The 12596-nt window shown below is 58.3% G+C and carries 8 protein-coding genes; 5 read left to right on the top strand and 3 right to left on the bottom strand.

Going from position 1 to position 12596, the window contains the following annotated elements; all coding sequences use genetic code 11:
• Nucleotides 1–249: 249 nt before the first annotated feature.
• From HMPREF3039_RS09705 to HMPREF3039_RS09685, 5 genes are all read left to right on the top strand, one after another.
• Nucleotides 250–1281 (top strand): rod shape-determining protein, encoded by a 1032-nt coding sequence (locus HMPREF3039_RS09705; RefSeq protein WP_012419593.1) that lies wholly within the window; start codon nucleotides 250–252, stop codon nucleotides 1279–1281.
• A gap of 245 nt (nucleotides 1282–1526) precedes the next feature.
• The gene (locus HMPREF3039_RS09700) at nucleotides 1527–3074 is read left to right on the top strand and encodes an Rne/Rng family ribonuclease (RefSeq protein WP_082770105.1); all 1548 of its coding nucleotides are present in this window, start codon (nucleotides 1527–1529) and stop codon (nucleotides 3072–3074) included.
• 66 nt (nucleotides 3075–3140) lie between these two features.
• A complete protein-coding gene (locus HMPREF3039_RS09695) occupies nucleotides 3141–4262 on the top strand; it encodes a winged helix-turn-helix domain-containing protein (RefSeq protein WP_067570951.1) in 1122 nt (373 codons plus the stop codon).
• Between the two features lie 128 nt (nucleotides 4263–4390).
• A complete protein-coding gene (locus tag HMPREF3039_RS09690; protein WP_147549697.1) occupies nucleotides 4391–6058 on the top strand; it encodes a hypothetical protein in 1668 nt (555 codons plus the stop codon).
• Between the two features lie 339 nt (nucleotides 6059–6397).
• Nucleotides 6398–6829, top strand: coding sequence for a VOC family protein (locus HMPREF3039_RS09685; RefSeq protein ID WP_067570954.1), 432 nt, complete (start codon nucleotides 6398–6400; stop codon nucleotides 6827–6829).
• Between the two features lie 528 nt (nucleotides 6830–7357).
• Here the strand turns inward: HMPREF3039_RS09685 and HMPREF3039_RS09680 are convergent.
• The 3 genes from HMPREF3039_RS09680 to HMPREF3039_RS09670 all read right to left on the bottom strand — a co-directional run bounded on the left by HMPREF3039_RS09680 (nucleotide 7358) and on the right by HMPREF3039_RS09670 (nucleotide 12525).
• The gene (locus HMPREF3039_RS09680; protein WP_156473614.1) at nucleotides 7358–8389 is read right to left on the bottom strand and encodes a mucin utilization putative transporter subunit Mul1B; all 1032 of its coding nucleotides are present in this window, start codon (nucleotides 8387–8389) and stop codon (nucleotides 7358–7360) included.
• A gap of 26 nt (nucleotides 8390–8415) precedes the next feature.
• Entirely contained in the window at nucleotides 8416–11652 is a 3237-nt protein-coding gene (locus tag HMPREF3039_RS09675) for a tetratricopeptide repeat protein (RefSeq protein ID WP_197457898.1), read from the bottom strand.
• 375 nt (nucleotides 11653–12027) lie between these two features.
• A complete protein-coding gene (locus tag HMPREF3039_RS09670) occupies nucleotides 12028–12525 on the bottom strand; it encodes an ExbD/TolR family protein (protein ID WP_067570960.1) in 498 nt (165 codons plus the stop codon).
• Between the last annotated feature and the right edge of the window lie 71 nt (nucleotides 12526–12596).

Raw genomic sequence — 12596 nt, 5'->3', positions numbered from 1 at the left:
CTGTTTACGGGAAAATCCGTGCGAGTCTTTCACTCCTATAATACATCCTTGCTGATAATGCAAATACATACGTCATCAGGCATCTTCCGCTTGACCTGACTGGCATGTTTTTTCATAGTGAATTCGTCCTGTGCGGAACCGTTCCGCAGCCCCGGCTCCGGGGGTCAGACTTTCAGTCCCGTGAAAAGGAAAAAGCATGACTCCCCCTGGGTTAGACCGGGACGCCCGCCTTTATCCACTAGTTTTTTTATGTCATCTTTCTTTCAGAAAATTGTCAAACTGTTCTCCTATGACATTGGCATTGACCTGGGCACAGCCAATACGCTGGTCAATGTCAAGGACCAGGGCATCGTCTTGCGCGAGCCTTCCGTCGTAGCCGTCAAGGGGGACAAGGTACTGGCCGTGGGAGACGAAGCCAAGCGCATGCTGGGCCGTACCCCCGGTTCCGTCACGGCCATCCGGCCGCTGAAGGACGGCGTCATTGCCGACTTCTACATCACGGAGGAAATGCTCCGTTACTTCATCAAAAAGGCTACGGCCAGGTACTACCTGATCAAGCCGCGCGTGCTCATCGCCATTCCCTCCGGCATCACGGAAGTGGAGCGCAGGGCCGTCAAGGAGTCCGCGGAAGCGGCGGGCGCGCGGCGCGTGCACCTGATCGAGGAACCGATGGCGGCCGCCATCGGCGTGGGCCTGCCCGTTCAAGAAGCCGCCGGCAACATGATCGTGGACATCGGCGGCGGCACTACGGAAGTGGCCCTCATCTCCCTTTCCGGTATCGTTTACAGCCGTTCCGTACGCTGCGCCGGGGACGAACTGGACGACGCCATCATCTCCTACATGAGGAGAACTTACAATCTCATGGTCGGGGAACGCACCGCCGAGGACATCAAAATCCGCATCGGCTCCGCCTATCCCCTGCCACAGGAACTCTCTATCGAGGTCAAGGGCCGCGACTTGGTCGCGGGCCTTCCCAAGACAGTGACCATCCGCTCTGAAGAAGTGCGGGAAGCACTCACGGAACAACTCAATACCATTGTTGACGCCGTGCGCACGACTCTGGAACGCTGCCCCCCCGAACTTGCTGCCGACCTCGTGGACCGGGGGATCGTTCTGGCCGGCGGAGGCGCCTTGCTGCGCGGACTGGATCAGCTCCTTCACGAGCAGACCGGCCTGCCTATCCACATCGCGGAAGATCCGCTCAGCGCAGTTGCGGAAGGGACGGGAAAAGCCCTTCAGGAACTGGACTTCTTCACTAATGTTACGGATGCGGAAGACTGAATCCGGCAGAGCCGGCTCCACTTGTCCGGCCTTCCGCTTTCATCCCCCCGCATCCGGTCAAACGCATCTGCCCGCCATGATTTCTTTCCGGCCATTTCCAAAACTTTCATTCCAGCCACTCCCGCCGGGGAATGGCCTTCCGGAAACATTACGGGCAATAGCACACCCTAGCTTACTCACACCCCGTGTTTACAAAAATGCTTAAAAAAATCAAAAGAGCCTTCGGCTTCGGATCATGCGATCCCATGGAAGGCTCAACAATCATCATCAATGCTGAAAAACTCGAACGCCGCGTAGCCCTTCTGGAAAACGGCGTGCTGGAAGAATACACCATCGAGCGCGAAGGCGAAGACAACATCGTTGGCGGCATCTTCAAGGGCCGCGTCAAAAACATAGAACCGGGTCTCAAGGCCATGTTCGTGGACATCGGCCAGGAAAAAAACGCGTTCCTCCACTTCTGGGACGCCCTGCCCGCCGCGCTGGACTCCAGCCTGGAAGAAATCGAACGCGAAGGCCGCCCCAAGAAGCAGCAGCGCAAAATCACCTCCAAGGACATTCCGGACATCTATCCCATCGGGTCTGAAATCATGGTGCAGGTCACCAAGGGTCCCATTGGCACGAAAGGCCCGCGCGTCACCACCAATGTCTCCCTGGCCGGACGCTACCTCGTCCTGATGCCCTTCACGGACCAGTTCGGCATCTCCCGCAAGATCGAAGACCCGAAGGAACGCCTGCGCCTGCGCCAGATCATGCAGAAGCTGAACGTGCCGGACGGCATGGGCATCATCATGCGCACGGTCGCCCAGGGGCAGCGCTACCGCCACTTCGTCCGGGACTTGGCCATGCTGCTGGAACAATGGTACTCCGTGGAAGAAAAGAAAGAGGCCAACCCGGCCCCCGTGTGCGTGTACAAGGAACCGGACCTCATTGAACGCACCGCCCGCGACTTCCTGACGGACACCGTGGACAACATCATTTGCGACGACTCGGAAACCACGGAACACATGCGCTCCATCGCCGGCAAGATTTCCCGCCGCGCCAAGCGCCATATCCAGCACTTCCCCGTCCGCACGCCCATCTTTGAAGAACTGGGTATTGAAAAGCAGATCAACGAGGCGTTCCAGCGCCAGGTGCTCCTGCCCTGCGGCGGCTACCTGGTCATTGACGAAACGGAAGCCCTGATCGCCATCGACGTGAACACCGGGCGCAACAAGGGAACCAAGGACCTGGACAAAACCATTCTGGACACCAACCTGGAAGCGGCTTATGAAATCGCCCGCCAGCTCCGCCTGCGCAACATCGGCGGCCTGGTGGTGGTGGACTTCATCGACATGCGCCACAGGAAGGACCAACAGGCCGTTTACAAGGCCATGAAGGAACGCCTGAAACGCGACAAGGCCAAAACCCAGGTACTCCAGATCACCCCCATCGGCCTGATGGAAATGACCCGCCAGCGCCTCAATGAAAGCCTGCGGGAATCCGTCCACGACCCGTGCCCGTACTGCTCCGGCCGCGGCCGCATCAAATCCGTGATGACCATGAGCGTGGAAATCCAGCGCCAGATTTACGCCTGCATCCAGAAATACCGCGACACCATCGGGGACATGGTCATCGTCGTGAACTCGGAAGTGCTCTCCCGCTTCAAAAATGAAGACTCCAGCCTTCTGATGGAACTGGAACGCCAGCACAGCGGCAGGCTCATCTTCCGCGGCGACCACAACCAGCACCGCGAAAGCTTTGCCATCTACGACGCCCGGTACGACAACAAGCCCCTGTACCAGTCCGGCCAGTAACCCCTGCTATTGCACCACCAGCCTTCCGGCCGGGCGACTTGGTCGCCCGGCCTTTTTTAATCCGCCATGAACCGCATTCCCACCTCGCCGAACGATCCCGTCAACACGGACATCCTCATGGTGGCGGAAGACCGCGTCAAAGGTTTCCGCCGCCTGCCCTTCCACGCCATCGCCGAACAGTGCGGCCACCCCGTGCCCCTGGTCATTGAACGGCTCAAGGCCATGATGGAGGCCGGCGTGGTGCGGCGCGTGCGCCAGACGCTTCTGGCCACCAAGCTGGCCCAGGGGGCCCTGGTAGCCTGGCGCGTGCCGGAAGAAAGGCTGGAAGCTGCCTTTGACTGGATGAAGGCGCACGACCCCTTCACGGGCCATGTGGTGCTCCGCAACACGGACAGCGCCAATCCCGGAGCCGACTACCGGCTCTGGACCACGATCAAGGTGCCCGTGGGCTGCGGCACGCTGGAAGGACACTGCGACATCCTGAAGCGCCACGTCGGCGCGGATGACTACGTCCTGCTGCCTGCCCGCGGCGTCTTTGCGCTGGGCGTGGGCCACATGCGCCGCAGGAACCTCCAGCCCGGCGACAAGACGCCGGAACCCGCCCCCATGCAGGAGACGAAAACCGTCTCCCTCTCCGGACTGGAATGGAAAGTCCTGCTTTCCGTCAAGGAACAGCTCAAACCGGAGGAAATGGTGGAAGACCCCTGGTCCCTCCGCGCCGCGCAGATGGGACTGAGTACGGAAGAATACTGTCGCACGGCTGAAGAACTGGACAGAAAACAGGTCATCGGCCGCTTCGCCACCTTCCTGGAGCATGTGCGCGCCAAAACGGAGGACGGCCCCGTCACCAAATACAACGGACTGTTCCACTGGACGGTACCCGCCGGCATGGAAATCCGGGCCGGTTCCGAATGCGGACGCCACATCTGCATGACCCACTGCTATTGGAGAACGGGAGGGGACGTCTTCGGCGGCGCACAGATCATGGGCGTGGTGCACGGACTGGAACGGGACTCCGTGATGGAACACAAGGCCGCCATTGACCGCCATCTGGACGCCAAGGGCATTCCCGTGCTGCATACGGCCGTCTTCTGGGGGGAACGCTCGGAAATCAAGCCTTCCGAAATCTCTCCGGAAGTGTACGGAAAATGGCTGGAAGACGTCAAAGCCGCTCCCACCCTCCCCTGACATATCCCGTCCTTCCCTTCCTTCGGCCGGCATGCCCCGTGGCAAACTTGTTTCACGAACGGCATTCCCTCCCGCACCTCCATTCTGGCATGGTGGCGATGCTCCCTCAACCCTGCGGAGCATGGGCCATGAAAACACACCATCTTTATTCCACAGCCATGATCCTGGCCGCCGCGGCCATGATCTTCGCCCAGCCCTTGTCCGCCCAAACCATCAGCGGCACCCAGACGAAAGCGGTCAACATGACGGAAGGCAAACTGACCGTCACGGGAACGGGATTCCTGAACGTTGAAAAAAACGCCGTCAACCTGAACAAGGAAATCCAGTCCCTCCTGGAAATTGAAATCCTGGAAGGAGGCCGCATATCCGGAAAAAGGGCCCTCGCGCTTGATCCGGACATGGAAAAGGGAGTCACGGGAGAATTGATCCGCCTGAACAATGCAGGCACGATGACAGGCACGGGAAACCAGGCCATCGACCTCCGCCACATGATCAACACTTCCGTCACCATCACCAATACGGGCGCCATTTCCGCGTCCCAGAAAGGCGCCGTCAAGCTGGGCAACAACGCCACCCTCATCAATTCCGGCCTTATTGAAACAACGGCAGCCGGGGAAAACGGCATCACCGCCAAAAATTACAATCCGGAGGACGACGGCATCTCCACATTCGCCCACGGGCTTCAGCTCACCAACTCCGGAGACGGCAGAATCATCGGCATGAAACACGGCGTCACCGGGGAAGGAGAAGCCGCCGTCACCAACTCCGCCCTGATTGAAGGCAAGGGAGGCTCCGGCCTGAACTGGGACTGGGACCCAACCCTCCAGCAGAACGACAAATACATCGTCACCGTAATCAATGAAGAAAACGGCATGATCCGCGGCACGGGGAACACCACCGCCCTGGACGGGGACGGGGTGGACGTGGACTACGCCGTCAACCTGACCAACCGTGGCCAGATCATCGCCAAAGACTCCTTCGGCAGTGCGGACGGCCTGGCCATCGGGGGCGGCAGCGTGACCAATTCGGGAACCATCTCCGCTTCCAACTCCAACGCGGCCGGGCAGGCCTATGGCATTCTGGTGGATGATTCCGACGGAGGGAACGCCTTTGAAGCCGTCGCCATCCTCAACTCCGGCACCATCCAGGGGGAAGGAAGCAACGGCGTAGGCATCAAAATCGTCAGCGACCAGGCCAACAACATTACGATGGCGGGCGGCCTGATTCATGGTGGCAGCGGAACAGCGGTCATCATGGGTTCCGGAAACGACACCTTCACTTACATGGCCGGGACCGTCAGCGGCGGCATCGACGGCGGCTCCGGAAACAATGCCATGATCTTCCAAAGTGCCGCCGGACAGAGTACGACCTTCAATGCCGACCTGAAAAACTTCAATTCCATACGGGTTGAATCGGGAGACATCGTTCTGAGCGGGCTTACCATCACGATGGAGCTTGCCTCCCTCAGCCAGGATTCCCCCCTGTTCACGCTTTCCGGCAGCACCTCCAGGGAAAGCGGCCCCTCTCTGAGCTTTCAGGATGTAACCCTCCAACTGCTGGGAACCGGAAACGTCAATACCGATTCCGATGACGGAGGGATGGTTTACTTCCAACTGGCGTCCGACGGCATCAGCCTGGACGGGCTGGATATCCGCACGGAACAGGGGTACCAGCTGGACCTGAGCCGGAACGGATTCCTCGGCATCAACTTCAATACCCCGGAACCGACCACAGCCGTTCTGGGCATCTTCGGCTTCTCCCTCGCTCTGCTGAGCCGGAGGCGCAAAGCAGCCTGAATGTCCGGACGTTTTTCAGAACTGCAATAAAAAGGCGTTCTCAGCAAAAGCAGCTTCTTGCTTCCGGCCGGAAAGTCCGTCAAGGAAGCCTTTCCGTTGCAAGCCCTCCCATCCGGACAAGGCAACAGGGCTCCCAGGCGTCGCCCCAATTCACAAAACCGCTTATGGCCGGTGATGCGAATTTACGGTCCGGCTGGGGCCCTCGGATATTTACATTTGCACAGCCGGATACTACAATAGAAAAACGGGTCCGCGTTTGTCCGCCTGAAACCAACAAGGCGAACTACGCCAAATGGGAATCGGCGGAGGTTATCGTATCAAGTGAAAGAGAAACCGAACATGAACAGAATAAATATCATATGCCTCGGCGTTAAAGACATGGAAAAGGCCATCCGCTTTTACCGGGACGGCCTGGGCTTTCAAACAAAGGAAAAAAGCAACACCCCCGATGTTATCTTTTTCAGCACTTCCGGCACGAAGCTGGAATTATATCCTCTGGATCTTTTGGCAAAGGATATCAACAAGGACAATCCCCCGGAAACAGGTACGGGATTCGCCGGAATCACGCTTGCCTATAATGCCAAAAGCAAGGAAGAAGTGGTGGAAGTCGTCGAACTTGCCCGCAAGGCGGGGGCAACGATTGTAAAAGAGCCGCAGGATGTGTTCTGGGGCGGTTTTCATGCCTATTTTGCCGATTTGGACGGCTACTGCTGGGAAGTCGCGTGGGGACCGCGTGACGAATTTGATGACAACGATATGCTGGTTTTGTAACGGGCAAAACGGGCCTGGGACGAGGGCGCAATTCCCTGTTCCCCGGACCGGCTGAATGCCGTCCCCGGTCACAGGGAACCGGCTCCTCTTTCAACAGGGAAAGGCAGCATGTCGCATATACCGTGAAATGCTGCCTTCAGCTTTTCAGGTCGTTTTTTCCGCATTTGGCTCCTTCCTACGGTCTTTGTCTGCAAGGAGCGTTTTTCTCATGCGGCTTTGGGAAAAGCGTGGCGTGGCCAATTCTATCAACAGGCCGGACAAGGACTTGACGATTTCTTCTGTTGCGGCGCCTCAATCCCGAATGACGGCGGCTTTACAAAGCCGTACTGCCACGGGCGATATCTCTTGATTCCGGATGGGAAAAATGTCCGTTTCATGCGGATTCACGAGTCTGCCGCCGCGAAACGGCTTGCGCCTTCCGACACCCGTGGCCGCCCTTCATACCATGAAAAAACGGAACCGCCCTGCACCCCGTGCAGGACGGCTCCGTTTAAACCGGGAAAAGTGATGATTTTCCCCGCCTGGCTCCTACTGCTTCTTTTCCGCTTCTGCGGGAGCCTGTTCGGCAGTTCCGGCAGAGGGATTCTTGTAGGAAACGGCAAAGGCATCGTACTTGGCCGGCAGTTTCCTGTCCGGGAACATGAGTTCATGCAGACGGTACAAGGCCGCCGCTTCCTTCACGTTGAGGGGACGCGTCTTCATCTGCATCTCGGGAATCACGGTTTCCGGATTATGCTTTCTGGCCTCCACCGCGGCGGATACCGCGGAGTTTTCCAGAAACTGGGCAACATCCGGCATGCGCAGATAGGCATCCAGGGAGCGGGTGATGCTGGCGGAACCGAGGTTCTCGTCGGAACCATGCAGGAGTACCAGCGCTTCCGCAAAATAATCCAAAGCCTTGTTGGGGTCCCTTGATGCGAGGGAGGCTGCTCCCAGGGCGTACTTCATGCGCGCCTGCTGAAGGCGCGTGGCATTCTTCTTCGTTGCGAGGAAGGAGGAGGCCTGGGTCTTCACCTCGTTCCAGTTCCTGTCCGGAATCAGGGCCATGATTTTGGCCACTTCCAAATCATTCTGTGCGGAAGGGGACAGATTGACAGTCCTGACGGGGAACCGGGACACCAGTCCCTTCACGCCGGCCCAGTCCATCATGCGCATGGCGCATTCCAGTTCATTGACGGCTGCCCGGGCGGACAGGCTGTCCTTGATGGGAAGCGTGGCGGCATACTTGCCGATCAGGGCATGGAACTTGTTGCGGGCGTCCTGGTACTTGCGGTTTTCCATGGCTACCTTAGCGTCGACGAAATCATCCGTTTCAAAGATGTACAGCGTCCTGAACGCGCTGGCAGCCTGTTGAAGAATGTCCTGGGATTCCCGTGTTTCCACAAACTGGACCATGGGACCGTTGGCCGACAGAATGAAAATATCCGTCGGGCGGCCATTCTTGATGGCGGGATTCGCTACGCGAGCCCTCAGGCGGGGAGGGTCCGCGGCGTTCTGCGCCATGGCCGGAACCAGAGTGGACAGACCGGCCAATACCATTATTACTGAAAGTGCTTTCATATCGTTTATATGCTAACCGTGTTTCGTTATTTCTGCCCCCTGGCGGAACGGATGGCCGCTTCATAGGCGGCGATGTCCGAACGTTCCTGGCTGACGGCAGGATCGGAACCGAATCTGGACACCTTGTCCTTGACCTGGTTGAGCAGGTCGCTGTCCTCCGCGGTCATCCTCTTGCGGTTGGCCGGAGTATCCAGCAACTGGACATACTGGCTGCCCGTCCTCCATGCGACGTACCTGTCGGAAGGCTGCTTGCCGGTGCCCTGGGACATCTTGTTTCTGTTCCACAGCGTATCCATCTGGGCCAGCATGGCGGGAGCGGACCATTTCACCAGGCCCTTGTAATCGGCGCCCGTAATGTTCATGAAGCAGACCAGGGCCTTGTCCGGCTCATTCTGCTTCAGGTAGGCCTGCCCCTGCAGGAAGAGGACTTCCGGCAGATTCTTCTTGTAAGACTTGTCGGCGCGGTATTTCTCCGCGGCGGCAATCACGGCGGGCCAGTCCTGGCGGGCGGCGGTGAACTTGACCAAATTGTACTGGGCGTCTTCCATGGCCTTGCGGTCCGGATTGGAGCTGGATTCCTCCTTGCTGAGTTCATCCCTCATCATCTTGATGGCGGTATCCACCTTGGCGTTATCCTTGCTGCGGCCCAGAGCCACGGCCTTGCCGAAGACCGCGTTCTTGCGGTACTTGGACATGCCGTTGATGCGGGCCTGCTTGCGCACCGGATTCGGTTCCGACGGATCCAGGATTTCATCAAAGTAGGCAATGCTTTCCTCCGGCTGGGAGGTGTTGGCCAGGTGCATGCCCAGCTTGACAAGCGTATAGGGAGGCAGGTCGGAGGGCTTGAAGTCGCGCTTCAGTTCCACGAAGAGCTGCTTGACCAGACCTTCCTGGGCCGCCTTGGCGGCGCGCTGTTCGTCCGTTTCCACAGGAGCCTTTTCAAAGGCTTCCTGTGTCTGGGCGATGACGGCCATGCGGAGCATGGCGCTCAAGGTCTTGTCCGTGCTGTTGTCCACACCGGGGAACCTGTAGAAGTGGTTGCGCAGGGCGTTGGCGTCCAATTCCCGTCCCAGGGCCTTGTAGCCGGCCATGTAATTCTTGGTGTAGGAATTCACGGCTTCCTCCAGCAGAACGGTCATCTTGGGATCGTCCTTCTTGCCTTCCCGGACAATGACTTCCTGCATCTTGACGGCAGAGGGGTCAAACATTTCCTTGTCGTCCTTGAAGAAATCCATGGCTGCCGCAGCAAGCTGGAGGCTGTAGCGGCTGCCGGGCATGTCGGCAACCTTCCAGTATTCGTCGTACCACTTCTTGACTTCGTCCCGGCGGGCCTTGCGGGCGGCCTCCACGGCTTCCTTCGGCTCCAGGGGAAGAGGCTTCCTGGTGGCGTTCACCAGCAGGTTGTACACGGCTTCCGCGGCGGGGCGCTTGTCGCCCAGCTTCTTGGCGGATTCCAGGGCGGCCAGGGAATAGGCTTCCGACTCCTGCTCATGCTCCTTGCTGCCGGCGTAAAGGCTGGCAAGCAGGTTGTTGGCATACGGGAACAGGCGGTGGTCCTTGAAATTGTCCACGATCTCCTTGGCATCCTTGATCGCAAGCTCCTCGTCGCCGGGATTCTTGCGGCCCAGGTAATTGAAGGCGCGGTCATAAAGCACGGCGGCCAGGTTGGCGTCATCCTTGTCCGGGAAGCGGGCAATGTAGTTGGTGAAAGCCTGGATGGCGTCATCGGTCCTGCCCAGGTTCGTATACGTTTCACCCAGCAGGTACATGGCCGTCTTCAGGTAGGTGCTGTCCCGGTATTCCTTGACGAAGCGTTCCAGCACGGGAACGGCATCCTTGTAGCGAGCAGCGTCGGCGGCTCCCAGGTTGAACAGGGAAGCGCCCTTGCAATACAGCGCCAGTTCATAGAACTTGTGGGTGGGGTCGTCCTTGTGCAATTCCATGACCTTGTCCGCCTGCTGAACGCAAAGATCGAACTTCTTGTCTTTCAGCAAGCCTTCCAGGGACAGGGTATTCAACGTGGGGGCGTACTTGGAATTCGGGAACTCCTTGATATGCTGGGCCACCAGCTCCCCGCCCTTATCCGCTTCCCCAAGCTGCCAGGTGGTCATGGCCAGGTAGAACAGATTGTCTTCCCTGCCCGGGGCATCCGGATAGAAGTCATTAATGAGCTGGTAGGCGGCGCGGGCAACGCGCTGCGAACCATGCACCATGGCCTGGTTGCCCACGAAATTGAACGTAAAGGCGTCCAGAACCTTGCCTTCCTCCTTCATCTTGTTGAACTGCTCGATCAAGGCGTTCACCTTGGACTTGTCCAGCGTATGGGAAAGGTCGGTGACGCCGGGAACGGAGCCGTTGGAGCGGCCCAGGCGGTCCAGGGAATGGTTGGCGTCCGCCAGCACTCCGGCTTGGTCGGGCAAAAGCCCCATCAGCGTCAGGGCCAGGGAGGCATAGTCTTCAGACTCCTTCTGCTTGCCGCTCTGAAGAAGGGAACGGGATTTTTCCAGGGCTTCCGCAATATCGCTCACCAGCTTGGGGGCGTACAGCGCCACGCGGGTGGGGCTGATATTCATCACGGAAGGGTGGGCTTCCACAAATTTCACCGTTTCCTGGCATTTGCCCGTCTTGATGGCGGACTCCACCATCGCCAGGAAGGAATTGGTGATGACGGCGTCGGAAATGCGGCGTCCCTTGTAGCGGGAATTCACGCAGGCGGTGAGGTTTTCCAGCCCCTTGTCGAAAGAAGGCGGATCCATCCTGAAATAGCACTGGGCCAGCAGGCCCTGCACTTCCCCGGCATTCACGTTTCTGGCGACGGGATCGTTGCGGTATTCCTTCAGGAACTTTTCCAGCAGCTCGGCTCCCTTGCCGAATTCGCCCATGCGGCAGTAATTTTCCCCTTCGCGGAACAGGGCCATCTTCACGAGCTGGTTTCTGGCGCTCGGGAACTTGGTGTAGCAGGCCTTGAAAGCCTCCACGGCTTCACTGTATTTCTTCAGTTGGGACAGGCACACGCCTTTCTGGTAATAAAACCAGCCGAACCCGTCATCCAGGCCCAGCATCTTGATGCGGGGTTCATAAACGCGGATGCAGCGGTCGACGGCATCCAGAGCTTCCTGCCACTTGCCTTCCTTCATGGCAGCCAGGGCCGTGCGCTGATAATCGCGCGGACCATTCTGCGCATGAGAAGGCATCACCGTGCCAATGCTCAGCACGGAAACCAAACCGGCAGCCAGTGCAGTAGTATAGTTTGAGTTGATCATGTGTTTAAAAAAATCGTTGAAACAGAAGAGATAGCCGAACAGGTACGGCATCTCCGCAAAAGCATGAAATATGCCTGCCTGTAATGGATTGCGTCATTTTAACAAGATGCGGCAAAGTCTAAAGCAGAAAGTTCGACTTTTTAGTCATCCGTGCAAGAAGCCGCACGCGCTCCGCGTTTATTTATTCCCCCACTCTGCCGGCCTTCTGCGGCGCTTCCACATTCCCAAGGACCTTAGGAAAACCTCCCGCCCGTTCCGGACATGAGAAGGAAGAGGATAAACGATCTTTCCCGGCATCCAGACTTCCGCTCCTTAAAAAAGCTCCCGGAAACCAGGAAGGTCCCGGAACTGAAAATCCAGTCAGGGCTTCCGCCTTTAATCGTTTTTGAGGCCGGTCAGGGCCACCGTTGTGACCCCGGCCTCCCTCAAGGCTTTCATGACGTCAATGACGCGCTGGTGGGGGACTTCGCGTTCCACCCGCAATAGAACGACGGGCTCGGTGCCTACGGCGCTGGCTTCCTGCTTCTTGGCTTCCAGCTGCTGTACGAGCGTCGACAGGTTGCTGTTGTTCATGTCATTGTCGATCATCAGACTGTTGTCCGTGCCCCAGTAAATGGTGCCATCCTTGATGACGCGGATCAGGGCGGGTTCGATCTGGGCGGCCGTATCGCCCGGAGCGCTGCCGGGCATGGACATGTCCAGTTTGCGTTTCTGAATCAGTTGAGACAGCCACTTGCCTTCCTTCATGGCAGTCGGGGCCGTGCGCCGGTAATCGCGCGGTTCATTCTGCGCATGAGAAGGCATCACCGCGCCAATGCTCAGCGCGGAAACCAGGCCGGCCGCCAGTGCAATGGTGTAGTTTGAGTTGATCATGTGTTTAAAAAATCGTTGAAACAGAAAGGATAGCCGGACAGGTACGGCATCTCCGCAAAAGCATGAAATAT

The sequence above is a fragment of the Akkermansia sp. KLE1798 genome (assembly GCF_001580195.1).
In the GTDB taxonomy this organism is placed as follows: Bacteria; Verrucomicrobiota; Verrucomicrobiia; order Verrucomicrobiales; family Akkermansiaceae; genus Akkermansia; species Akkermansia biwaensis.
This window is presented reverse-complemented; position numbering and strand designations above follow the sequence as displayed.